At 63.5% G+C, this 23,961-nt stretch carries 15 protein-coding genes; 6 read left to right on the top strand and 9 right to left on the bottom strand.

Annotated elements, in window-relative coordinates:
* Window positions 1–2: 2 nt before the first annotated feature.
* Window positions 3–1,787, bottom strand: a complete 1,785-nt coding sequence (locus H6M51_RS08200) for an SLC13 family permease (protein WP_185809399.1) — start codon at window positions 1,785–1,787, stop codon at window positions 3–5.
* A gap of 392 nt (window positions 1,788–2,179) precedes the next feature.
* On the opposite strand from H6M51_RS08200, the gene H6M51_RS08205 reads away from it, so the two are divergent.
* A complete protein-coding gene (locus H6M51_RS08205; RefSeq protein WP_185809400.1) occupies window positions 2,180–2,671 on the top strand; it encodes a histidine kinase in 492 nt (163 codons plus the stop codon).
* Window positions 2,672–2,834: 163 nt separating this feature from the next.
* Here H6M51_RS08205 and H6M51_RS08210 read toward each other — a convergent pair whose 3' ends face one another.
* The 4 genes from H6M51_RS08210 to ppdK all read right to left on the bottom strand — a co-directional run bounded on the left by H6M51_RS08210 (window position 2,835) and on the right by ppdK (window position 6,593).
* Window positions 2,835–3,182 (bottom strand): hypothetical protein, encoded by a 348-nt coding sequence (locus H6M51_RS08210; protein ID WP_185809401.1) that lies wholly within the window; start codon window positions 3,180–3,182, stop codon window positions 2,835–2,837.
* Window positions 3,183–3,303: 121 nt separating this feature from the next.
* A complete protein-coding gene (locus H6M51_RS08215) occupies window positions 3,304–3,588 on the bottom strand; it encodes an addiction module antidote protein (protein ID WP_185809402.1) in 285 nt (94 codons plus the stop codon).
* On the bottom strand, window positions 3,581–3,886 hold the full coding sequence (locus H6M51_RS08220) for a type II toxin-antitoxin system RelE/ParE family toxin (protein WP_185809403.1): 306 nt from the start codon (window positions 3,884–3,886) through the stop codon (window positions 3,581–3,583). The genes H6M51_RS08215 and H6M51_RS08220 overlap by 8 nt, the downstream gene beginning before the upstream one ends.
* 40 nt (window positions 3,887–3,926) lie before the next feature.
* On the bottom strand, window positions 3,927–6,593 hold the full coding sequence (gene ppdK, locus H6M51_RS08225; protein WP_185809404.1) for a pyruvate, phosphate dikinase: 2,667 nt from the start codon (window positions 6,591–6,593) through the stop codon (window positions 3,927–3,929).
* Window positions 6,594–6,895: 302 nt separating this feature from the next.
* Between ppdK and H6M51_RS08230 the strand changes: the two genes are divergently transcribed.
* Together H6M51_RS08230 and H6M51_RS08235 are read left to right on the top strand one after the other, a co-directional pair.
* Window positions 6,896–8,209: an enoyl-acyl carrier protein reductase FabMG gene (locus tag H6M51_RS08230; RefSeq protein WP_185809648.1), complete on the top strand. Its 1,314-nt coding sequence runs from the start codon at window positions 6,896–6,898 to the stop codon at window positions 8,207–8,209.
* A 357-nt stretch (window positions 8,210–8,566) separates the two neighbouring features.
* Window positions 8,567–9,733 (top strand): MFS transporter, encoded by a 1,167-nt coding sequence (locus H6M51_RS08235; protein ID WP_185809405.1) that lies wholly within the window; start codon window positions 8,567–8,569, stop codon window positions 9,731–9,733.
* A gap of 3 nt (window positions 9,734–9,736) precedes the next feature.
* Here the strand turns inward: H6M51_RS08235 and H6M51_RS08240 are convergent, their stop codons facing one another.
* The 3 genes from H6M51_RS08240 to H6M51_RS08250 all read right to left on the bottom strand — a co-directional run bounded on the left by H6M51_RS08240 (window position 9,737) and on the right by H6M51_RS08250 (window position 14,835).
* Window positions 9,737–10,135 (bottom strand): Ivy family c-type lysozyme inhibitor, encoded by a 399-nt coding sequence (locus H6M51_RS08240; RefSeq protein ID WP_185809406.1) that lies wholly within the window; start codon window positions 10,133–10,135, stop codon window positions 9,737–9,739.
* Between the two features lie 14 nt (window positions 10,136–10,149).
* Window positions 10,150–13,614, bottom strand: a complete 3,465-nt coding sequence (locus H6M51_RS08245; RefSeq protein WP_185809407.1) for a chromosome segregation SMC family protein — start codon at window positions 13,612–13,614, stop codon at window positions 10,150–10,152.
* A gap of 471 nt (window positions 13,615–14,085) precedes the next feature.
* Complete coding sequence (locus H6M51_RS08250; RefSeq protein WP_185809408.1) at window positions 14,086–14,835, bottom strand: DsbA family protein; 750 nt, start codon at window positions 14,833–14,835, stop codon at window positions 14,086–14,088.
* A gap of 399 nt (window positions 14,836–15,234) precedes the next feature.
* On the opposite strand from H6M51_RS08250, the gene H6M51_RS08255 reads away from it, so the two are divergent.
* Genes H6M51_RS08255 through H6M51_RS08265 form a run of 3 tightly spaced genes read left to right on the top strand, consistent with a single transcriptional unit; the run spans window position 15,235 to window position 21,525 of the window.
* Entirely contained in the window at window positions 15,235–16,632 is a 1,398-nt protein-coding gene (locus H6M51_RS08255; protein ID WP_185809409.1) for a lipopolysaccharide assembly protein LapB, read from the top strand.
* Between the two features lie 10 nt (window positions 16,633–16,642).
* On the top strand, window positions 16,643–19,315 hold the full coding sequence (locus H6M51_RS24830; RefSeq protein WP_185809410.1) for a FecR domain-containing protein: 2,673 nt from the start codon (window positions 16,643–16,645) through the stop codon (window positions 19,313–19,315).
* 8 nt (window positions 19,316–19,323) lie between these two features.
* Complete coding sequence (locus H6M51_RS08265; protein WP_185809411.1) at window positions 19,324–21,525, top strand: CHASE2 domain-containing protein; 2,202 nt, start codon at window positions 19,324–19,326, stop codon at window positions 21,523–21,525.
* A gap of 5 nt (window positions 21,526–21,530) precedes the next feature.
* Here the strand turns inward: H6M51_RS08265 and H6M51_RS08270 are convergent, their stop codons facing one another.
* Window positions 21,531–23,801: a SulP family inorganic anion transporter gene (locus H6M51_RS08270; RefSeq protein ID WP_185809412.1), complete on the bottom strand. Its 2,271-nt coding sequence runs from the start codon at window positions 23,799–23,801 to the stop codon at window positions 21,531–21,533.
* Window positions 23,802–23,961: the final 160 nt, after the last annotated feature.

Consider the following 23,961-nt stretch of genomic DNA (forward strand, 5'->3'; position numbering starts at 1 on the left):
CCTCAGATCCCGTAATAGACATAGATTGCGGCGCAGGATGCCAGGCCGACGATGATGTTCATCGGCAGTCCGATCTTCACAAAGTCGCTGAAGCGGTAATTGCCTGCGCCATAGACCAGTGTGTTGGTCTGGTAGCCGATGGGCGTTGCGAAACTGGCGCTCGCGCCGAACATGACGGTTACGACCAGCGCCCTCGGATCAATGCCAAGCTGTTGCCCAAGGCCGATGACAATAGGGGTCAGGATGACCGCCACGGCATTGTTGGTAACGCATTCGGTGAGCGTGGAGGCAAGGACGTAGACAAGGATCAGCACGACGAAGGGCGAGACGGTCGACATGAGCGGCAGGGCCGTGTCGACAACCAGCGTGACGGCGCCGGTCTCCTGCAACCCCTGCCCCACGATCAGCATGGCAAAGATCAGGATCAGGATCCCGCCCTCGATCGATCCCCAGGCTTCATCGGCATCGATGCAGCGCAGGATGAGGATGACGGGCACGGCGATCATTGCGAGTATGCCGATCTCCATGACGTTGAAGGCGGCCAGCACCACCACGAGACCGAGCGCCAGAAGCGCCAGCGGGGCCTTGGTCGGGCGAAAGGCGCGCGCGGTGGAGCGGGTGACGGAGACGAGATCGTTCTGGTGGGACAGTTCGTCGAGCGCCTCAGGCGTGCCTTCGAGAAGCAGCTTGTCGGCGGGACGCAGCCTTACATTCGCCAGATCCGGTCCCGGCACATGGCGGTGCCTGTGGGCGCCGAGAATGCGCACACCGAAACGGGTGCCGACAGAGAGGCTGGAGAGAAGCGTGCCGTAATTCATGCGGCCAGGCGCCACGACAGCCTCCACCACCAGCTTTTCGCCGCTGCCCGTTGCGCCGCGCCGTTGCCCGATACGCAGGCCTTCCAGGTCGTTGAGGGTAAGAAGGATGGATGATTTGGCGAGGATGATCAGTCCGTCGCCCTTTTTCAGGGACAGGGACTGAAGGTCCTTTCGCACCACGCCTTCCTCCGAGCGCAGCCCGACGATCCGCAGCCCGGGCTGCTTGAACTCCGCGATCTCGCCAATCGGCTTGCCGGTATATTCGCCCTCGGCGAGCACCGTCAGCTCCGATAGATATTCGGCGTCGTCCTCATTGGCGAGTTCGCCACCCTCCTCGCGCCGGTCAGGCAGGAGAAACTTGCCGAGCACAAGCATGGTGAGGATGCCGGTCAAGGCGGCAGCGAGGCCGATGGGGGTGATCTCGAAGAGCGAGAAGGGCTCGAGCCCCTGACCGCGCGCCACGCCGTCGACAAGCAGATTGGTGGAGGTGCCGATCAAGGTCAGCGTTCCCCCGAGGATCGCGGCATAGGATATCGGGATCAGCAGCCGGGTTGCGGCGATGTCAAGCGCTGCGGCAAGGCGGATGACGATCGGGATGAGGACCAGCACCACCGGGGTGTTGTTCATGAAGGCCGAGGCTGTCAGCGTCGTCAGCAGAAAGATGGCCAGAGCCATTTTCGGCCGCTTCTTGGAGCGGTCGAGAACGAGGCCGGCCACTCTTTCGAGAACCCCTGTGCGGACCAGGGCGCCTGTGAGGACGAACATCGCCGCGATCGTCAGAGGCGCGGAATTGGAGAAGACGGCCATCGCCTTGTCGGTGGGCACGAAACCGAGAACAATGAAGACCGCCGCGCCTGCGGAGGCCGTGACTTCGGCCGGATACTTCTCCCAAACGAACATGGCGAAGATCAAGACCACCAGCCCGAGCGCCACATGTGCCTCGTAGCCTGCAAAGAACCCCAGTGTCATTTCCTGTTACGCCCCCAAGTTTTCACGCTCTTAAACGCGCGACCTTGGTTCTGGCTCCATGGGTCAGAAAATATCCCGGGACGATAGCCGCATTGAGGCAAATCGGGTCTCAAGAGATTGTGCGCGGGGCGTTTGGGCCAGGGCGGAAAACGCAATGTTCTCAGAAACGGACAAGGCTGCCAGTTCCAAGGTGAAGCGTGACGCGTCGATTCCGTCGGCCCAGATTTGAAACTTTGCCGAGAGTGTTCACCCCACCACATCCGCCGTCAGCGAAATCCCCAGGGCCATGCCGTTCATCCCGTCTGAAACTAGGGGATTGTTTGACACCGATATGCAGAAGCTGCTGCAAATCGCCTAGCATCCCGGCCGGAACCATCCCCGAAAGGACAACCATGAAAAAACTTCTCCTAGCCTCGGTTTTCGCAATCTCCATGCCGTTTGCCGCGTCTGCCGCCGAACTCATCTTTCCCAGCGATGCGCCGGTTGCGTCCATCACCATTCCCGACAGCTGGGGACCGCAGGAAACCGAAACGGGCGTTGATGCCACGTCCGAAGACGGAGCCGTCTACTTCTCGATCGACGTGGCAGACGCCGCGTCTTCCGACAAGACGACCCAGATCGCCATCGACTTCCTGACCAAGAACGGCGTGAAGATCGATCCCCAGTCCCTAAAGGAGTCTGGCGAGACCGATATCAACGGCCTGAAGATTTCTTCGCTCGATTACCAGGGGACGGACGAAGATGGTCCGGTCGACATATCGATCGGTTTCGCCGAAGCGGGCGACAAGGTTCTGATCTTCACCTATTGGGGTTCGAAGGAGACCCAGGCAGCGCACCAGAAGGAACTGGGCGAAATGCTGGCCTCGCTGAAGCCCGCGAGCTGACGTTAAAAACCCGGCGCTTCCGCGCCACTGAGGCTGATTGCAGACCCGTCGATTTTTCGGCGGGTTTTTCTCTGCGCCGAGCCGAGCGGACATGAAGAACTGGGTGCCCGGCGTCGGAGAGGTTCCGGAGGGGCACGCCCCTCCCTGCCCTATCAGCGGTGCCTCATTCGTCGGCGTCAAAGCTGTCGTCTTCGGCCTCCAAGCACATGTCGGCGCCTTCTTCGAGATCGCTTTCACTCAGCCCGTCGAAGAAGGCGACGCTGCTGCCGATCATCTGGTTGGCGGCATCCTTGCCCCCATTGAGTTCCTCGGATTTTTCACGAAATGTCTCGGCGGCCGCCTTGTAGTCTTCCTGATCAGCATCATCGATGACGCCGTTTTGGAGCGCAAGGCCGATGATCACCACACAGGCCGAAGGAGACGCATGGTCCGGCAGCTTGTCCTCCTCGGCATGCACGGGGGCGGACACGGCTGCGGCCAGCAGGAGGGCGTAGAGCGGAAATTTCGGCACGTCGGAGATCCTATGGCGTTTTGAAAGAGGTCCAGTCGCAAGGACCTGCCATGTATGCTGTTTACAAAGCGTGAAATGATGGGGCCGTCGCGCCGTCCGAAGGGTCCTACCCGTCGGTGACCTACATAATATCCGCCGTCAGCGAAATCCCCAGCGCCTTCATCACCGCAAGCGTCGTCTTGAGGGTCGGATTGCCCTCGCTGGAGAGCGTCCGATACAGTTGCTCCCGCGAAAGTCCCGCCTCCCGCGCAATGCCGGCCATGCCTTTCGCGCGGGCGACGACGCCGAGCGCGTGGGCGATGTAGGAGGCATCGTCGGTCTTCAGGGCCTCGTTGACGAAGACCGAAATCGCTTCCGGAGTATCGAGGTCTTCGGCCGGATCATAGTCGGTCAGGATTTCAGTCATCTGTCTCTCTCCAGATCCGTGCCAGGCGTTTCGCGGTCTCGATGTCTCTAACCTGGCGGTCTTTGTCTCCGCCACAGAGGAGGATAATGATCTCAGCACCCCGCTGCATAAAGTAGATGCGATAGCCAGGGCCGTAGTGCAGGCGCAGTTCCTGCACGCCCTCGCCGACGGATGCTGCATCGCCCACATGGCCAAAGCCGAGGCGGTCGAGACGCGCAGCAATCAAAGCTGCGGCTCGCCGGTCCTTCAGACCGAGGCGCCACTTTCGAAAAGTCTCAGTCTGCTTCAACTCGAACATATTGTCGTCCAAAAACTACAAATGCACAAGCCCTGCGGAACTACCCCCTAGCCTTGATCGCCGCCTGGGCCGCAGACAGCCTCGCGATCGGAACGCGGAACGGCGAGCAGGAGACGTAATCCAGGCCGACATCCTCGCAGAAGTGGATCGAGGTGGGGTCGCCGCCGTGTTCGCCGCAGATGCCGAGTTTCATGTCGGGGCGCGTCTTGCGGCCGCGTTCGGCGGCGATCCGGATGAGTTCGCCGACGCCATCGAAATCGAGCGACACGAAGGGATCCTGCACGATGATGCCCTTCTTCTGGTAGGTCGGGATGAAGCGGGCGGCGTCGTCGCGGGACATGCCGAAGGTGGTCTGGGTCAGGTCGTTGGTGCCGAAGGAGAAGAATTCGGCGGCTTCCGCGATGATATGGGCGCGGATCGCGGCGCGCGGCAATTCGATCATCGTGCCGACGAGATAGGAGATCTCAAGCTTCGCCTCGCCCATGACTTCCGTTGCCACGCGGTCGATCACGCCCTTCACATAATCGAGCTCGGAGCGCAGGCCGACCAAGGGGACCATGATTTCCGGCACGACCGGGGCGCCGGTTTCGCGGGCGGCAGTGACGGCGGCCTCGAAGATGGCGCGGGCCTGCATTTCGGCGATCTCGGGATAGGAGATGGCAAGGCGGCAGCCGCGATGGCCGAGCATGGGGTTGAACTCGTGCAGCGCATCAATGCGGCGGCGCATGAAGCCGGGTTCGAGGCCCATGGCATTGGCCACTTCCTCGATCTCTTCGTCGGACTTCGGCAGAAATTCATGCAGCGGCGGATCGAGCATGCGGATCGTCACCGGAAGCCCGTGCATGATGGTGAAGAGCTCGGTGAAGTCGGAGCGCTGCATGGGCAAGAGCTTGTCCAGCGCCGCGCGGCGGCCGGCCTCGTCTTCGGCGAGGATCATCTCGCGCATGACGTGGATGCGGTCGCCCTCGAAGAACATGTGCTCGGTGCGGCACAGACCGATGCCTTCGGCGCCGAACGAGCGGGCGGCACGGGCATCGCCCGGCGTGTCGGCATTGGTGCGCACGGTCATGCGGCGGGCGGCGTCTGCCCATTCCATCAGCTTGGCGAAATCGCCCGAAAGCTCCGGCTGCAGCATGGGGACTTCGCCCTTCAGCACCTGGCCGGAGGAGCCGTCGATGGTGACAATGTCGCCCTTGGTGAGCGTCACCCCCATGCCGATGAGCTTTTCGTTGCGCAGGTCGACGCGCATGGTGCCGGCACCGGCCACACAGGGGATGCCCATGCCGCGGGCGACGACGGCGGCGTGGCTGGTCATGCCGCCACGGGTGGTCAGGATGCCTTCGGCGGCATGCATGCCATGAATGTCTTCGGGGCTCGTTTCGACGCGCACCAGGATAACCTTGCGGCCTTCGCTCTCCGCCTCCACCGCCTCTTCGGCGGTAAAGACGATGGCGCCTGTCGCCGCCCCCGGCGAGGCGGGAAGGCCCGAGCCGATGACATGGCGGGTGACGCGCGGATCGATCGTCGGGTGCAGAAGCTGGTCGAGCGAGGAGGGATCGATGCGCAGCACCGCTTCCTCCTCGGTGATCAGACCCTCCGCGACCATGTCGACGGCGATCTTCATCGCAGCCTTGGTGGTGCGCTTGCCCGAACGGGCCTGGAGCATCCAGAGCTTGCCGCGCTCGATGGTGAATTCGAGATCCTGCATGTCGCGGTAATGCGCTTCGAGCCGGTCGCAGATCGCTGAAAATTCGGCGAAGGCCTCCGGCATCAGCTTTTCCAGCGAGGGCTTGTCGGAGCCACTGTCGATGCGGGCGGCCTCGGTGATCGATTGCGGCGTGCGTATGCCCGCCACCACATCTTCGCCCTGGGCATTGACGAGGAATTCGCCGTAAAGCTCCCTGGCGCCGGTGGACGGGTTGCGGGTGAAGGCAACGCCGGTGGCCGAGGTCGAGCCGAGATTGCCGAAGACCATGGTCTGCACCGTGACGGCTGTGCCCCAGTCCTCGGGGATCGAATGCAGCAGACGATAGGTCTTGGCGCGCGGGTTCATCCAGCTGGAAAAGACCGCGCCGACCGCGCCCCAGAGCTGGACATGCGGGTCCTGCGGGAAAGGCTGGCCGAGATCGTGCTCGAGAAGCTCCTTGTAGAGCTTCACCACATGCTGCCATTCGACCGCCGAGAGTTCGGTGTCAAGCTCGTGGCCGAGGCGCGCCTTTTCGTCTTCGAGAATTTCCTCGAAGACCTCGTGGTCGAGGCCCATGACGACATCGCCATACATCTGGATGAAGCGGCGATAGCTGTCCCAGGCGAAACGCGCATCGCCGGAGTGATGGGCAAGCGCCTCGACCGTGTGGTCGTTGAGGCCTAGGTTGAGGACGGTGTCCATCATGCCTGGCATCGAGGTACGCGCGCCGGAGCGGACAGAGAGGAGAAGCGGATGGCTGACATCCCCGAAGGCGCGGCCGGTGGCGGTCTCGATGCCGCCAATGCCTTCGAGAACCTGAACCTTCAGGTCATCGCCGAGGGTCTTGCCGTTCTTGTAATAGAGGCCGCAGGCGTCTGACACGATCGTGAGGCCGGGCGGCACAGGCAGGCCAAGCGACGCCATTTCGGCGAGATTGGCCCCCTTGCCTCCCAGCTGTTCAATCTCGGCCCTACTCCCTTCGGCCGCTCCTCCGCCGAAGGTGTAAACCCACTTGCGCATTGCCCTCTCCACCCGAACAGGCTTGTTTTTCCACCGTTTACAGCAATTGTGACGGATTGGAAACGCCAGCTTGTCAAGTTTATGCTGCAATGCATCATAATTGCGGCAATCGCAGCAGATCGCACTCACGGGCATGTGAGTTTTCGTGGTCCGGGCCGAGGTGACGATTGTTACATCTCATCACGCATTGCGATGAACGGTCACTTAAAATGACCGGAGAAATCGCTCCGGGATGATGCACTGCAGCTCAGTCTTTGCTAGTGGGCAATCACAGCAATTGTAATCCGGAATCAAAAATGACCCTGACCAGCCCGGTTTCCCTGACTGAGATCCCGCAGAACAACCTCTACAAGAAGGGCGATGTCTTCGTTCTTTTCGGGGAATTGTTCGGGCGTGGCTATGTCACGGGCCTGCTCGACCAGGCCAAGAAGGCCGGCATGGAGATCATCGGAATCACCGTTGGTCGCCGTGACGAAAACAACAAGCTTCGCCCTCTGAACGCCGAAGAGCTCGCCCAGGCAGAAGCCAATCTCGGCGGCCGGATCATCAACATTCCCGCCATGGCCGGCTTTGATCTCGATGCGCCCGATGGCGAGCCGACGCCGACCGACCTGCTCGCCTCGCTGACCTTGGAAAACTGGGAAACGGAAAAGCTCGACTGGGCGCATATCGAAAAGTGCCGCCAGGTTGGCGTTGAGCGTTTCCAGAAGGCGGTTGCCGACATCATGGCCGAGCTGGAAGGCATGATCGCCGACGGCAAGAACGTTCATTTCGCCCATACGATGGCGGGCGGCATTCCGAAGGCGAAGGTCTTCCTCGTGATTGCCAACCGCATCTACAAGGGCCGTGGCGCGCGCCACATGTCCTCGCAGGTGCTGCTCGACAGCGATCTCGGCAAGCTCATCCTGCAGAACTTCGACGAAGTCTCGGCGAACACGTTCCGCCACCTGATCGAAGGCAGCGCTGCCATTCGCGCCCGCATCGAAAAAAGCGGTGGCCAGGTCCGTTACTCGGCCTATGGCTATCACGGCACCGGCATCCTGATCGGCGACGAGTATCGCTGGCAGACCTACACCAACTACACCCAGGGCTATGCCAAGATGAAGCTCGAGGCGATCGCCGAGGAGGCATACGCCTCCGGCATCAAGGCGACCGTCTTCAACTGCCCCGAGATCCGCACCAATTCGTCCGATGTCTTTGCCGGCATTGAGCTGCCGCTTCTGCCGCTCCTGAAGGCCTTGAAGAAGGAAAACCCCGGCGCCCGCGCCGCGAAGATCTGGGCGGACTGCGAAGCGCTGCTGGTCGAGGGCGTAACTGTGGACGGCGTGCTCCAGAAGATCGCCGACTTCCAGGTCAGCGAGGTGATGAAGCCGTTCTACGACTTCAACAACTGGCCGATGCCCAACAGCCAGGGCCAGTCCGACATCACCATCGGCACCTCGGCCGAAATCGCCCAGATGCATAGGGATGCCAAGGCACTGATCTCGGATTACCTGAGCGTGCTCGTGGTGGAAGCAACCGGCGCGCTGATCTTCGGCGAAGTGGCGAACCCATCGGCGCCGGTGCTGTGGCTCAACCACGATCTGGTGGCAAGGCAGATCAATTCGGCTGGGTGAGCGCGCAAAGCGAATAGCGAATAGAAGGATGCCGGGAGCCATGCTTCCGGCATTTTCGTATCGGTGGGTCGTCATCCTCGGGCTTGTCCCGAGGATCTACTGCCGCTGCTATTGGCTCGAGGTTTATGGCTTCTCGATAGGCCTCCCATCCACGGCAAGCCTTGGCAGATCCTCGGGACAAGCCCGAGGATGACGGGGCGTATGGGGCATAATCCCTGCCCGCCAGATATCTCGGCGAGCAGCGCCAACCAATGGGCCTTTTTCGGGGGCGAACCGATCGCTCCGCTCGACGGCTGGACTTCGGCGACCGATGCTGGCACGCCGTTGACTGGTCATCAGACAAATCGAGTCGTCTCCATGCATTTTCAGCCTCAGTACCGCGTCTATATCGCCTTTTTCCTGTTTGCCATGTCGACCGGTTCGCTGTTCTCGCGCCTGCCGGACCTGCAGACGCAGCTTTCCGTCAACAAGGCGGAACTCGGCATGACCTTGATCGGCATGGCGATTGGCTCGCTGATCTCGCTCACGCTGTCCTCGCCGCTCATCGTGCGGCTCGGGTCGCGCCTGACACTGGCGATTACCCTGCTCGGGGTCATGGGACTGCTTTGCCTCATCCCGCTCCTTCCATCGGCGCCCTTCGTGTTCGTCACCTTGTTCGCAATCGGACTTCTCGCCGGCGCGCTGGAAATCTGTCTCAATGTCGAGATCGGACGGATTGAGGCGCAGGCGGGCTTCGGTGTCATGAACCGCGCGCATGGCTGCTGGAGCCTCGGCTTCTTCGTCACGGCGGTCACCGCATCGCTGGTGCGGCAGGCGGGCATTCCGATGCAGACGCACATGCATGTGCTGCTGGGGCTGATGTTCGTCATCGGCGCGATCACGATCGCAGGTATGAAGAATGCGCCGGCACTGACCACCGCAGGCGCCGAGGACAAGGCGCCGCATTTTGCGCTGCCGACGCTGGCGCTTCTGCCGCTCTGCATCATCGGCACCTCGGCCTTCCTGATCGAAGGTGCCGGCATCGACTGGTCGACGATCTACATGGAAGAGGTCTTCGACGTCTCGCCCTTCATTTCCGGTTCCGGGCTGACGCTGTTTGCCTTCTTCATGGCGCTCGTTCGTCTGACGGTCGATCCTGTGGTCGATCGCCATGGCGCACGGCTCGTGGGCCGCGTGCTGCTCTCGGTGGCAGCGGCCGGGATCGCCATGGCCTGGCTTGCGCCGCATCCTTACGTGGCGCTTCTCGGTTTTGCCCTGATGGGCGCCGGCTGCAGCGCGGTCTATCCTATGGCAGTTTCGGCGGCCGCCCAGCGCACAGACCGACCCGCCGTCATCAATGTCGCGGCGATCGCGCAGATGGCCTTCGTCGTCTTTTTCCTCGGGCCGCCGCTGCTCGGCTTCGTCGCCGAAGCCTTCGGCATCCGCAATGCCTATCTCGTCTGCCTGCCGCTGGTGCTCGGCTCGATCCTGGCCAGTCGTGCCCTGCCGGTCGGGCCGGCCCGGCGTGCGGCGGTGGCGGCGTGACCGTCAACGGGTGAGGAAGAACAGTTCTTCCGGGCCCGGATCGCCGAAGATCTTGATGCCGAGTTCGGCATCGGAGACGTAGAGCAGCGCCCGCTTGCCATCCTCGGAATACAGTACGCGGATAAAGCTCGTTTCGCAGGTCCGGGGCTCACACGCACGGAACAGCTGCATGCGCTTGTCCTTGACCTTCACCTCTTCGGAGGCGAGCGCGACGTAGCGCGGCTGACGCACGAGAGCACGCACCCAGAAGGGCAGTCCAGGCTTGCCCTTGATCATCTCCATCAGGCTGTCGCGATGGGCCGGAGAGGTCGCCAGCACGCTCGGCAGGTAGTTGCCGGCGAGCGAGGTGGAAGTCTGGGCATGGACGGGGGCGGCCACAAGGGTCGCGACAAGGCCAAACATGATCAGGAGCCGCCTCACACCAAGTCCCTCTCGCGCAGGGCCTCCGCCGTCTGCAAATCGACGGAGACGAGCTGGCTCACACCCTGCTCGGCCATGGTGACGCCGAAGAGGCGGTTCATGCGGGCCATGGTGATGGGATTGTGGGTGATGATGACGAAGCGGGTCTCGGTGGAGGCGGCCATTTCGTCCATGAGGTTGCAGTAGCGCTCGACATTGTGGTCGTCGAGCGGCGCGTCCACCTCGTCCAGCACGCAGATCGGCGCGGGGTTGGTCAGGAAGACGGCGAAGATCAGGGCCATGGCGGTCAGCGCCTGTTCGCCGCCCGAGAGCAGCGTCATGGTCTGCGGCTTCTTGCCCGGCGGGCGGGCGAGAATTTCGAGGCCGGCTTCGAGCGGGTCATCGCTTTCGATCAGCTGCAATTCGGCAGTGCCGCCGTTGAAGAGGTGGGTGAAGAGGCGCTGGAACTGGGCGTTGACGACGTCGAAGGCAGCGATCAGGCGTTCGCGGCCTTCGCGGTTGAGGCTCTGGATGGCGCCACGCAGCTTGCGGATGGCATCGATCACGTCGTCGCGCTCCTTGATCAGGGTGCTAAGCTTTTCCGACAGTTCCTTCTGCTCTTCTTCGGCGCGCAGGTTGACGGCACCCAAGCGCTCGCGCTCCATCTTGAGCCGGTCGAGATTGCGTTCGACCTCGCGCAGGTCGCCGATTTCGGAGGGGTCTTTCAGGCCCGTCAGGCGGAAGGCCTCGTGCGGGCCGACAGTCAGCGTATCGCGGATGCGGGTCTCGGCTTCGATGCGCCATTCGCGGGCGGAGACGAGGCGTTCTTCGGCGCGGCCACGCTTTTCCCTGCTTTCAGCAAGTTCGGCGAGTGCTGCGGCCGCCTTCTGGTCGGCCTCGCGCTGGCGGGTCTCGGCTTCGACGAGGCGATCGGCGGCGTCGCGGCGGTCCTTCTCGGCCTTGTCGAGTGCCGTCATCAGGTTGCGGCGCTTGTCCTCGAATTCGTCGGGCGCCATTTCGAGATCGGTGATCTCCTCGCGGGCTTCCGCCTCGCGCTCGCGCAGGGTCGCGATGTGTTCCTCGGCAGACTTGGCGCGGTTCTGCCAGTTCTGCTTTTCCTGGCGGATCGAGAGAATGCGGCGGCGGCGCATTTCGTCTTCGCGGGCGAGCCCTTCAAAACGGGCACGAGCTTCGGCGAGCAGACCCCGGTCGCGGGCGACAATCGCCTCGGCATCGCGCAGGCGGGCGTCAAGGGCGGAGAGGTCGGGCGTCTCCTCCATCTCGATGCGCGCGGTTTCCTCCTGCTCGACGATCTCCTCGATCTGGGCCTTCAGACCGTTCACCGCCTCCTCGATCACCTCGCGGCGGCGGATGAGATCGCCCGAGGCGCGTTCGGCCTGGGCAAGAGCATCGCGGGCTTCGGCCAGCGCGCGCACCGTCAGACGGCTGCGGTCTCGGGCATCGGTCAAGCGGGCTTCTTCGGCGCGGATGGCGTCGGCTGCTTCGGCCAAGCGATCCTCGGCCTCGACCATCTGGTCGCGGGCTTCCTCGGTTTCGATCTCGATTTCGGCGAGCCGGTTCTTCTGGGCGAGGCGCAGGGCCGCAGCACTCGGGGCGTCGGCGCCGGTGACATGGCCGTCCCAGCGGTAGACGGCGCCGTCGCGGGTGACCAGGCGCTGGCCGGGCGCGAGGTCTGCCATCAGCTTGAGAGCGTCTGCTTCCTCGACCACACCGATCTGGCGGAGTGCACGGGTGAGTGCTGCGGGGGCGCGGACATGGGCGATAAGGGGTTTGGCGCCGGATGGCAGGCTTGGGTCCCCTGCCCCGTCGCCATTGCCGTGCCAATGCGCAGGTGCTGCGGGATCGAGCGCACTGTCGAGATCGTCGCCAAGGGCAGCGCCCAGAGCGGTCTCATAGCCACGATCGACCGAGAGTTCGTCGGCGACCGGCGGGAAATCGCCTGTCGTCGTCGAGGCCAGGATGCGAGCGATGGTGCGGGCTTCTGTTTCCAGACCGTTGACCCGGGCGCGCGCGGCATCCAGCGGCTGGCGCAGATGGCTTTCGGTGCGGCGGGCCTCATTGAGCGCCGCCTCGGCTTCCATGGCCGCACTTTCCGCATCGGCAACCGCCTGCTCGGCGATCTCGACCATTTCGCGCTTCTCGTCCGGATCGGGGAGAGCGGCGATCCGGTCTGAAATCTCAGAGAGTTCGCGGGAGGCTTCCGACACCTGGCGCTCAAGGCGGGCGCGGCGCTCGGCGAGATCGCGGATGGCGCGTTCCAGCTGGTTGCGGCCGGCGGCGGCCTCGGCGCGCTCGGCGGTCAGGCGGGTGAAATCACGCTCGCTGTCGGCAAGGGTCGCGGCAGCGGCCTCGAAGGCTTCCTTTGCCTCTTCGCCGAAGCGTCCGGCATCGGCGAGGATTTCCTCGAGTTCGGCCTCTTCTTCCGCCAGCCGCTGGATGACTTCGGCATTCTCCGACACCAGACGCTCCTCGCGGCGGATGTCCTCGTCGAGCTGGGCGAGACGGCGGGTGAGCTCGTCGCGGCGGCGCAGGATGCGGCTGGCTTCCTCGTCCAGCTGGCTGCGGGCGATCTGCAGGCGCTGCAGGGCAGCGGCGGCCTTCGCCTCCTCCTCGCGCAGTTCCGGCATCTTGAGGCTTGCCACGGCCTGAAGCTTTGCCGCCTCCATCTGGTGGTTCGCCTTTTCGGCGACCGTCGACATGGCCTGGTTCAGGGCGCTTTCCGCCTCGCCTTCCGCCTGCTTGGCCTGCGACCAGCGGATGTGCAGGAGCATGGCGTCATGGGCGCGGATATCGGCGGACAGCATCTTGAAGCGGTTGGCCTGGCGGGCCTGTCGCTTGAGGCTCTCGATCTGGCTTTCGAGCTGGGCGGTGATGTCTTCGAGCCGCTCGAGATTGGTTTCCGCCGCGCGCAGGCGAAGTTCCGCTTCATGGCGGCGAGAATGCAGGCCGGAAATGCCGGCGGCTTCTTCGAGCAATTGCCGCCGCGCCTGGGGCTTGGCCGAAATCAGTTCGCCGATGCGCCCCTGGCCGACCATGGACGGCGAGCGGGCACCGGTCGATGCATCGGCGAAGAGCAGTTGCACATCCTTGGCGCGGGCTTCCTTGCCATTGATGCGATAGACGGAACCGGCGCCACGCTCGATGCGGCGCGTCACCTGAATCTCGTCGGCATCGTTGAAGGCGGCGGGTGCCGTCCGGTCGGAATTGTCGAGGTGAAGGCCGACTTCGGCTGAGTTGCGCGCGGGGCGGTTGCCGGAGCCGGAGAAGATGACGTCATCCATGCCGGACGCGCGCATGTTCTTGTAGGAGTTCTCGCCCATGACCCAGCGAAGCGCTTCGACAAGGTTCGACTTGCCGCAGCCATTCGGCCCGACAATCCCGGTCAGGCCGCGTTCGATGACGAATTCGGACGGCTCGACGAAGGACTTGAAACCGACGAGGCGGAGGCGATTGAATTTCATCGGCACTGCCTCCCCTTCGCCCCGCCTGCGGGGAGAAGGTGGCCCGAAGGGCCGGATGAGGGGCCTAGGTTTAGCGATACTCGGAAGTTCGAAACGCTACCGTCGAACGAGCGCGCCCCCCTCTGCCCTGCCGGGCATCTCCCCCACAAGGGGGGAGAGCGGCGCGTGGTTATCCTCGTGGCACCTGCTGGCGTCGAGTTCGGGGTTGATGGTGCGATCGGGGGAAATGGGACCCCGAAGGGAGAGGCCGGCGGGTTCCCAATCTCCCCCCTTGAGGGGGAGATGTCCGGCAGGAAAGAGGGGGGTAACGGCTGGCTGAAGCTCAAAGGATTGCCCCTCAACCGGCTGCCGCCACCTTCTCCCCGCAGGCGGGGAGAAGGACGATTAACGCCGCCCTCGCGCATCCAGACACCAGACAAACGATAGGGCGCACGGGTTTCCCCGGCGCCCGTCGTCAGAACGGAACGTCGATCAGAGCAGGCTGTCGATGAGGGCCGACATGGAGTCAACCGACATGTCCCCCGAATAGGCCTTGCCATTGATCAGGAAGGTCGGGGTCGACTGAACTCCGAATTCCTGGGCGCCGCGATCGCGGACTGCCGACACATCACCGGCAAGCTTCGCGTTCGTCAAGCAGGCGTCGAAGCTCTCCTGTGTAAAACCGGCGAGCTTGGACATTTGCAGCATGGCGCCGCGCACATCGCCATCGGCGGGCGCAGCCCAGGTGCGCTGCTGTTTCAGGAGCGTCGAGACGAAGGGGAAGAAGCGGTCTTCGGTGGTGCAGCGTGCCAGCATGAAGGCGGCAAGCGATGCGGTGTCCTGCGGGAACGGGAATTCGCGCAGCACGAAGTAGACCTTGCCGGTATCGACATACTTCGTCTTGATCGCCTCGAAGGTGTTTTCATGGAAGTGCGCGCAGTGGGGGCAGGTCATCGACATGTATTCGATGATCTTGACCGGTGCGTTCGGATCCCCGAGCGCCATTTCCTTGAGCGGACCAGGCTTCAGCGCGGCTTCCATATCCACATCGCGGTCGGCGGTCGGGATTTCCACGGCAGGCGTGGTCGAGGCCGTCGTCTCGTTGCTGACGGCAGGCTTGGCCTCGGTGCTGGCGGCCTTATCCTCGCTGTCGCTGCAGGCCGTCAGCGCCATGGTCACTGCGGCGATGGCGATGCCGCCGAGGAGACGGCGCTTGGTGATCGAGAGTTCTGAAGTCGACATGGGTGAATTACCTGCTTGCAAGGGTCCGTGATGGCATCACCGTTATAACGGCAACGGGTGCCAAACAAGGCAGGGTACCCCCTCAGATATCAAAGTTGCGTGACCTTTTTTCGTCGTGATGGCGGGCTGCGGCAGACAGCCGTCGCGGGCTGGAGCCGCACAAAATCAGGCGCCTGCGGAACGCAAACCTGCTGCGGGTTTCCTTGGACAGGCGCATGCGGGGGCTTACCAAGAGCCCTTCAGCTATGCGAGGGGACGGTCGGATGGGTTTCATCGCGGCCGGCAGGCTCCCCACAACCGACCCAAACTTGGCCGGTGCAAGCGCATTTCTTACCTTTTAACAAAAGCTTAACCTGCATTAAAGACTAGCCAGCGTTTTCAGTCCGAGTTCCTTTCACCATGACTTTGCCGAAGAGCCGGAAGGCTGCCATCCCCTTCGCCGATCCGTTGATGCTCTGCCTCGCAGCGGTTTGCCTGTCGCTCTCGGCCGGCAATCCTGCTGCGCAACAGTCGCAGAATGTCGCGCCGCGGATCGGCAGCTCTTCCGCCGAAGAGATCGAGGCCAAGCGGAAGGTGCTGTTCGCGAGGATGATGACGGCCCCGGATGATCTCGACTCCGCCTTCGAATATGCAGGACTTTCCTCTCAGATCGGCGATCTGGAGGGCGCGATCTCGACTCTGGAACGCATGCTGATCTACGCACCCGGCCTGCCCAGGCTGCAGCTGGAACTCGGCGTGCTCTACTATCGACTGGGTGCCTACGAGACGGCACGGCAGTATTTCAACGGGGCAAAGTCGGCGGGCGACATACCGCAGGAGGTGTCCGCCAAGGTCGAGCAGTATCTCGCGGCCATCGACCGGCGTGGCGCGCCCTCTGAATTCTCCGGCATGATCCGCAGCGGTCTGCGCTATCAGAGCAATGCCAATGCCGGCCCCGGCAATTCGACCGTTACCTTGAACGGCCTGTCCTATACGCTGGATGGGCAGACCGTGGCGGGCGAGGACTTCAACGGGTTCGTCAATGGTGCAATACGCTACCGTCTCGACACCGATCATCAGGGACTGTCCCTTGAGGCCGGCCTGTCGGGATATGCGGCCGGATACAGAAACCGCGATACGCTGAACACCGCAGCCGTCGAAGCCTATGCTGGCCCGGTGTTCGATCTGGGACGCTTCGGTCTCGACAACCGGACGCTTTCGGTTCTGCTGACCACCGGGGGCGTCATCATCGAGGGCGACCGCTATCTGGCTTCTGCGGGCATCTCGACGACCTCGGAATGGCAGATCACGCCCAGCGACAGCCTCTCGGCGAGCCTGCAATATCGTTACGAGGACTTCTCCAACACCAAGTCGCGCCGGACTGCGGAGCTGCAAAGCGGCAACCGGTTCGACGGACAGGTTTCGTGGACACACAATTTCACTGAGGATTTCAGCCTGACGGGGCGCATTCTCGCAACCCGGCGGGAAGCGAGGACCGGCTATCTTGCGGGGACGGAAATCGGCGGCGCAATCGCCGGCACCTACCGCTATGCCGCTTTGCTCGGGGACGGTCCGGCCTGGATCACCGGACTGGAAGCGGCCGTCACTGAGCGCCGCTACGACGATCCGGACACGATGATCAATGCCTCGCAAAGCCAGCGCGACAAGGAGTTCAGCCTGAACTTCAGGCAGATCATGCCCTTCACCGAGCAGGCAGCCCTGGTGATGGAGGCCGGGTATCGCAAGGTCCGGTCGAACTATGACATCAAGGCCTTCGACAACATTTCCCTGTCGATCGGCATCCAGGCGGCATTTTAGGAGCATCCCGATGAAGCCAAGGTCCCGTCGTATCCTGCTTGCCGCGTCTGCAGCACTTTTGGTCATCGCGCCCCATTTGGCGCTGGCGGAAACCGATGTGGCGGGTGTAACCGCTGCCGTCAATCCGGATGCCACCGCAATCGACGGTTCCGGGCGGACGAGACTGGTTTCGCTCGGCGATCCCGTGATCCGCAATCACCGCATTGAAACAAGCGGTGCCGGTCTGGTGCAGATCCTGCTGGCTGACGGCACGTCGTTCACGGTCGGGCCGAATTCCTCCGTGGTGATCGACAGCTTCGTCTACGATCCGGAGAAAAACACCGCTTCTCTGGCGGCGACCATGACCAAGGGCGCGCTGCGCTTCATTGGCGGCAGGGCATCCAAGGCCAGCGGCAACGTCAAGATCAACACGCCGATCGGCACGGCCGGTATCCGTGGGGCGGTGGTCGATATCAACCTCGGCGGTCAGGCGCCCGATGGTCAAACGCTGCCGCCGCATCTGACGCTGGTCTATGGCAACGAGGTGCAGCTGACCGGCAACGGAGCACCACAACGGCTGTTCCAGCAAGGGTTCTCGATCGTCGCCGGCGAGGGACAGCCGCGCATCCAGCGGACACCACCGCAATGGGTCAGCGGGCTGCAACAAGTTCTGGCCGGTCGCCCGGGCCAGACCGGTGGCGCGACCAACACGCCGACAGAACAGACTGTTGCGAGCAGCCCGATCGCCCAGAGCAATTCGGCTCAACTGCCATCGGAAAATGCTATCCCTGTTCCCACACCACGGCCGGTCGCCGCAGCGCCGGTGGAAGACGTGGCGGGCAATTCGCAACGGGATGTCGGACCGCGGTTGCAGGTGTCAAGTAGCGGCGGCAGCGGCAGCGGCAGCGGCGGCAGCGGCGGCAGCGGCGGCAGCGGCGGCAGCGGCGGCAGCGGCGGCAGCAGCGGCAGCGGCGGCAGCGGCGGCAGCGGCGGCAGCGGCGGCAGCGGCGGCAGCGGCGGCAGCGGCGGCGGCAATAACAATGGCGACCTGCCGACTGCAGTTTCGGTGCTCTCGCCGAAGGATACGGGCGGCGGCGGTGGCTCACCTCCGTCACCCGGGGGTGGCTCCGGCAACCTGCGACTTGGCGAGGCGCGGGGGACGCTCGTTCGCAAAACCGACGGAAGCCTGAGCGGCACCGACAACGCAGGCAACACCTTTGCTCTGCCGGCGCTGTCCTCCACGAACACATTGACCAGGCGGACAATGTCAGGCCAGGTGAACGGGGCGGCGGTGACGGGTACGGCCTTTACCGGAAGTGGCGGATTTTTCACCTATGGCCTGGCAGCCCAGAACGGCGCACCGCAAGCCTTCTATGTGGTTGGCGGCACACCGGCCGTCGCGAGCACGACGCTTTCGACGGCGCAAATTCTTTCCTACGTCGTGCAACCGGACCTGCTTGCTGCGCTGACCAATGGTGACGGCGTCACAATCCCGTTCACCGGCAGCTTCACCAACACCGCAGAAGCCGTGGCGAGCCATCTTCTCGTCGGTGGGGTGAGCGGTGGCAACAGCACCATTATCGGACGCGCGCTGCAGGCCTCGCTAGTCATCAGCGGCACGGGTGCCGGGCAAACCAGTGCGATCAACGTGTTCGGCGGCAGAGTCGATGCCCTGGATGGCGGGGGATACGGCCTCGTCGCCTCGACGGCGGGATCGAGCCGGGCCAATGCAGCCGATGCCGCCCAGAATGGCCAAGGCAAGGCCGGGAGCATTGGCTCCACCGCCGGGAAGGATCACTTCCTCGGTGCAAACGGCGAGTATCTGGTGATCGGATCGGGATCGATCGGTGCAACACAGTTCGGCTCTCCTGCTCCCGTCTATCAAGGATATGAGCAGGTGCATGTCGCAAGCCGTGACGATGCGGCAACGGTCTCGAGCAGCCGCACTTTCAACGGGCAGGTTGGCGGCTTTTCCTCCGCCGTGATCCGGCAGTGGGGCAGCAACAATCTCACGCGCGGCAGCTTCAGCCTCAACTTCGACAATGCTGCGGGCACATTCACGGGAGGCATCAGCACGGGCGGCGGCAGCTACTTTGCCGAGTTCTATGACGAGGCAGACCGATCCTATCTGTCCGACCAATTGATGGCCGGAACCAATTCAAAGGACGGCGCCTACATGGTTTCGTCTGCCGTCGTGCCGGCAAAGATCTTCAACAACAATACCAGCTCCGCCATCTGCAATGCCTGTGACTTCATGACCTGGGGCTGGTGGGGCCGAAATATCTATGGCGAAGTGAACTACACGGCTCATCTCGGCAACTGGATCATCGGCAAGCAACCGGAGAACAGCGCCCTGCCGATATCCGGTACGGCGTCCTACAACGGCAATGCTGTTGGTACTGTGGTCAACGGAGGCGCTCAATACATCGCCACGGGAACGATGACCTCGACGATGGATTTCGGTGCGCGCTCCGGTACCGTTTCCGTTTCCAACTATGACAGCAAGAGCTTCAGCGCCGCGGTCAACTTCGGCACCAACGCGGCGACTTTCAGCGGCAACGTGTCGAGCGGTGTCGCCTCGGGCAGCGTCAGTGGCGCCTTCGCTTCCAATGGCACAGATCCCGTCAAGGGCATCATGGGCAACTTCACCGCCAACGACAACGCCGGCTGGTCCTCCACCGGCGTCTTCGCCGGCAGTCGTTAAGCCTCACGATGGTCGCAACGAAACCCAGCCTTCGCCGCCTCTCCTCCTCGCAGCGCCGCCGGCTTGCCGTCATCCTTGCCGGCATGGCGGCGCTTCTGGCCGTCATCTTCGGTCAAGCAGCCTTCGCCCCCCAGGCTTTTCGGCTGACGGCGCTGGTCTTCGACGCCTATCAGCTGATCAAGCCACGCGCGGCGACCGATCCACCGGTTGCGGTCATCGATATCGACGAGGCCTCGATCGGCAAGCTCGGACAGTGGCCTTGGTCGCGCAGCACGGTGGCGGGGATCGTGACGCAGGCGAGCGGGCTCGGGGCAGCCGCAATCGGCTTCGACATCGTGTTTTCCGAACCGGACAGAACGGCACCCGCGCGACTCGTCGATGAGATGCGGCGGCAGGGGGTGGCGATCGAGGTGGGGGCCGATCTGCCCGATCCGGATGCCGAACTGGCCGACGCGGTCGCGTCCAATCCGGTGGCGCTCGGCATTGCACTCAGCAACGAAACCTCAGCGAAAGCACCGGATCCCAAGGCCGGATTCTCGTTTCTCGGGCCCGACCCCAAGGCGCGCCTCACCCCCTATGCGGGTTCGCTATCCAACCTGTCCGCTCTGACCGACAGGGCAACCGCGATGGGTTACTTCTCCTTCCCGCCGACGCCAGACAACATCATCCGCCGTTTCCCTCTGGTCTCCTTGAGCGGTTCCCGGCTATACCCGGCGCTATCGATCGAGACGCTCAGGATGGCGCAGCAGGAAGGTTCGTTCATCCTGCGCTCGGCCGGAACGGAAGAAGGCGCGGCTTTCACCGATCTCAGGGTTGGGGCCCTCGACGTCCCCGTTTCGGCCGACGGCGAGATCTGGATCTATTACTCCGGCCTGCCGAACATGCCGGTGATCTCGGCCGCCGATTTCTTTGATCCGGCCAAGTCCGATTGGCTGGCCGGACAGATCCAGGGACGCATCCTGCTGGTCGGTACCAGTGCGGTCGGGCTGCGGGATATCGTGGCGACGCCGGTCGATCCGGCCATGCCGGGCGTCAAGGTGCACGCCGAAATCATCGACCAGATCGCAAGCGGCGTGTTTCTCCAGCGGCCCGACTGGATCATCGGGGCGGAACGGGCGGCGGCGATCGTCGCCGGGCTGATCCTGCTTGCGGTTCTTGCAACCGCCACCCCTGCCCTTTCCGTGGTGACAGCCCTGTTGCTTGCGACACTCGTGACCGGCGGTTCCTGGATGGCTTTTTCGCAGGCACTGACACTCTTCGACCCGCTGCTGCCGCTCGCCGGTCTCGGCGCCGTGCTGCTGACCGCGCTGCCGCTGCTCCTCATGCTCACCCACCGCGAGAAGCGCTTCGTGCGCGAAAGCTTCGGGCGCTATCTCTCGCCGACGCTGGTCGAGCGCCTCTCTGAAAATCCAGAGAGCCTGACACTGGGCGGAGAGGACAGGGAACTCACCATCCTGTTCTCCGACATCCGTGGCTTCACCACCCTTTCGGAGAAGATGACCCCGACTGAGCTGACCAGGCTGCTCAACAACTTCCTGACGCCGATGACCGACGTGCTTCTCAAGCGCGAGGCGACCATCGACAAATATATCGGCGACGCGATCATGGCCTTCTGGAATGCGCCACTCGACATAGCCGAGCATCCGCAGAAAGCCTGTCTGGCCGCCCTCGACATGGTTTCGGCTCTCGACCGGCTCAATCGCGAGAGCGGCATAGAGCTCAAGATCGGCATCGGACTGAACACCGGGATGGCCTGTGTCGGCAATCTCGGCTCCGACCAGCGCTTCAGCTACTCCTGCCTCGGCGACAGCGTCAATCTCGCCTCCCGTGTCGAGGGCATGACCAAGCTTTACGAGGTCTCGATCCTCGCAACCGAAGAGGTGCGGGCGGGCACGACGGAACTCGTTTTCGCGGAAGTGGACCGGGTGCGCGTGGTCGGCCGCAAGGCGCCCGTCACGCTCCATGCACTGATCGGGCTCGCCAATGCACAGCCCGAGGAGCACTCCGATCTCCTCAAATCCCATGCGGCTTTCATCGCGGCCTGGCAGTCGGGAGATTTCGGCGCAGCGCGCGCCCTGCTGAAAGATCTGCTGGCGCTGCCACCGAACCCGCTCTCGGGCGCGCACAGGCTCTATCGCGAGCGGCTTGCCATGCTGCCAGACACGGCTGCAGACGATTGGGACGGGGTGTTCACCGCAAGCAGCAAGTAGTGGTCTCACTCGTGCAGCGACTGGACGACGCGGTTGGCGATGGTCAGGCGTTCGGCCAGTGTGGTGGCGCAGAGGCGGTGGACAAGGAGCGCGAGCTCGGGGTCTGCCTGTTCGAAATAGCGCAGCTGACGTCTGGCCAGACGGTAGACCGTCGAGGGGACTTCGGCGACGACATCAGCCGTGCGTACGCCCCCGCGATAGATGGCGATTTCGCCCAGCACCACGCCGGGCTTGACCGTTCTCAAACGCAGGCGCTTGCCGTTGGCGAGCATGGCTTCCACCTTGGCACGGCCCGTCCAGAGCAGGAAGAGATCGTCGCCCGGTTCGCCCGCCCGGATGAAGCGGTCACCCGGCTGCAGGCGGATTTCCTCCATCGAGGCGACCAGATCCTTCAACCGAGCACTCGGCCCGATGGTCTTGGCGAAATAGTCCTCGATATCCTGCCAGGTCTCCTCCCGGCTGATTGCGGCGATCAGGCGCTCCTCGCAGCGCTCCAGGGCATGGTCGAGATCCCGTTCGCACCCTACAGCCGGGTCGCAGACGAAATCGATCCCGTTTCGGGCCAGAACCTGCTCGATCTCTGGCGAGAGGCTGCTGAAGATCAGTTCGACGTCGCTGCCAGCGAGCAGGTTGCGGATCTTGGCGAAGGTGGCCGCAGCGGCCGCATCCATGCCGCTGACACGGCGGAAATCGATGACGACGAAGCGCAGCGACAGGCGGCCGCGATCCTGCTGGCGGCGGCGTATCGCCTCGATGATCTGTTCCGCCGTGCCGAAGAAGAGGAATTCCTGAAGCTCCAGAACCTGGACCTGTTCGCCCTCCAGCTCGATCAGGCTGTTTTCTGCCGGCGGGCGGTCGATGCTGCTCTTGCGCTCGCGCAGCGAGGCATCGACGCGAATGACGGAAAGACGAGCGTAGTTGTAGACGAAGGTGACGATGGACAGGCCAAGACCGAGCGCCATGCCGCCCATGAAACCGAAAACGGCCATGCCGAGCGGAATGGCGAGAACGACGAGCCATTCCATGCGCGGCAACTGCCTGCGCGTGCGCCAGAGCCAGTCGTGGATGAGTTCGACACCAAGCGCAATCATCAGGCCGGCCGCAACGAAGGTCGGCATGGCGCCCGCAAGTTCTCCCGCGAACGGCAGCATCAGCGCGAGCATCAATGCAGTGGCAATACCGACGGATCGGGCCTTCGCACCCATGCGGTTGGCCAGCAGCGTCATGGACAGACCGGTAAATCCCGGTGCACCACCGAAGCCGCCAGCCACGATGTTGGCGATGCCCGTCGTGCGCAGTTCGGCATCTGCATCGATCTCCTGTCGGGTCGCAACCTCCAGGCCACTGGTGTTGAGCAGGAGCCCGACCATGCCGAGAAGCGCCACGGAAATGATGGCCGGCAAAACATGAAGCACCACCGACCAATCGGCCGCGGTGACGACCTCGACCGGATTCGGGAGGGCAAAACCCTGATCCGCAGGCATGGCGGGGAGCCACTGCATCGCCCTTGCCTGTTCGCTCTCGACGCCGATCACCGCCAGCATGGCATAAAAGAGGATCCCACCGCCGAGCAGAACCAGCGGCATGGTGAGCGGGCTCGTCGAGCGGCGCAGGGCAAAGACCATGACGATCGAGAAGACAACTGCGACATAGAGATTGGCTAGCGCCTGCTGGCCCTCTGGCCTTACGAGAAGATCCACGAGGTTGCGGTCGCCGATCATCATCATGACAGCCCCCTGGATGAGCAGCCAGCCCGAGCCGGCGAGGAAACCGGCAACGACCGGATAGGGCATGAAACGGACCAGCCGTCCGAAACGGCAGAGGCCGAAGAGCCAGAAGACCGCACCGGTGACCACCGCACTCGACCCGAGGATGGCAAAGGCGGTGGCGACCTTGACCTCGTCGGGCGCGAAATCGAGATGCACGGTTGCCGTTGCGATTGCGGTGGCCAAGATGGCGATGCTGGCTTCCTGCACCTGGCCGATGCTGGAGGGATAGCGGCTGCGCAGCGCAATCCACAGAGCCATGACGATGCTGGATAGCAGGATGACGCCGACGCCCCATGTAAAGCCGGCGGCCAGCGGCCCGGCGAAGATCAGCGCAGCAAAGGCAATGCTGGTGCCAAGACCATCGATCCCGGCAATCATCGCGAAAAGCATGGGAGCGAGGAACGGGGTCGCGGAGCGGAGGACCGGGATACGCCATGTCCGCCGTCGCGGGCTGGCATCGACCGGGGCCTTGCGATCCGGAGCGGGCGCTGCATTGTGGATGTTCACGGGGTTACCTGCTGGACAAGCTGGAATTCGTCGGGTCTGTGGCCTTCCGATGCTTGGTAGACCCGGCCTTTGCGCGCGGCAACGCAGCGCTCCAGATCGGCCCAAACTTGGCCGTCTGTAGAGGGTTAAGGTGACGATAAACTCTGGAAAACCCTTCAGT

Source organism: Rhizobium sp. AQ_MP (genome assembly GCF_014237835.1).
In the GTDB taxonomy this organism is placed as follows: Bacteria; Pseudomonadota; Alphaproteobacteria; order Rhizobiales; family Rhizobiaceae; genus Allorhizobium.

Bases quoted from the DNA above. Each gene is read 5' to 3' on its own strand.
- H6M51_RS08240 (WP_185809406.1), bottom strand. From the start codon at position 10,135: ATGTTTGGCCTTGTCGCGACCCTTGTGGCCGCCCCCGTCCATGCCCAG.
- H6M51_RS08265 (WP_185809411.1), top strand. From the start codon at position 19,324: ATGGTCGCAACGAAACCCAGCCTTCGCCGCCTCTCCTCCTCGCAGCGC.
- H6M51_RS08245 (WP_185809407.1), bottom strand. From the start codon at position 13,614: ATGAAATTCAATCGCCTCCGCCTCGTCGGTTTCAAGTCCTTCGTCGAG.
- H6M51_RS08205 (WP_185809400.1), top strand. From the start codon at position 2,180: ATGAAAAAACTTCTCCTAGCCTCGGTTTTCGCAATCTCCATGCCGTTT.
- H6M51_RS08255 (WP_185809409.1), top strand. From the start codon at position 15,235: ATGACTTTGCCGAAGAGCCGGAAGGCTGCCATCCCCTTCGCCGATCCG.
- ppdK (WP_185809404.1), bottom strand. From the start codon at position 6,593: ATGCGCAAGTGGGTTTACACCTTCGGCGGAGGAGCGGCCGAAGGGAGT.
- H6M51_RS08200 (WP_185809399.1), bottom strand. From the start codon at position 1,787: ATGACACTGGGGTTCTTTGCAGGCTACGAGGCACATGTGGCGCTCGGG.
- H6M51_RS08220 (WP_185809403.1), bottom strand. From the start codon at position 3,886: ATGTTCGAGTTGAAGCAGACTGAGACTTTTCGAAAGTGGCGCCTCGGT.
- H6M51_RS08250 (WP_185809408.1), bottom strand. From the start codon at position 14,835: ATGTCGACTTCAGAACTCTCGATCACCAAGCGCCGTCTCCTCGGCGGC.
- H6M51_RS08215 (WP_185809402.1), bottom strand. From the start codon at position 3,588: ATGACTGAAATCCTGACCGACTATGATCCGGCCGAAGACCTCGATACT.
- H6M51_RS24830 (WP_185809410.1), top strand. From the start codon at position 16,643: ATGAAGCCAAGGTCCCGTCGTATCCTGCTTGCCGCGTCTGCAGCACTT.
- H6M51_RS08235 (WP_185809405.1), top strand. From the start codon at position 8,567: ATGCATTTTCAGCCTCAGTACCGCGTCTATATCGCCTTTTTCCTGTTT.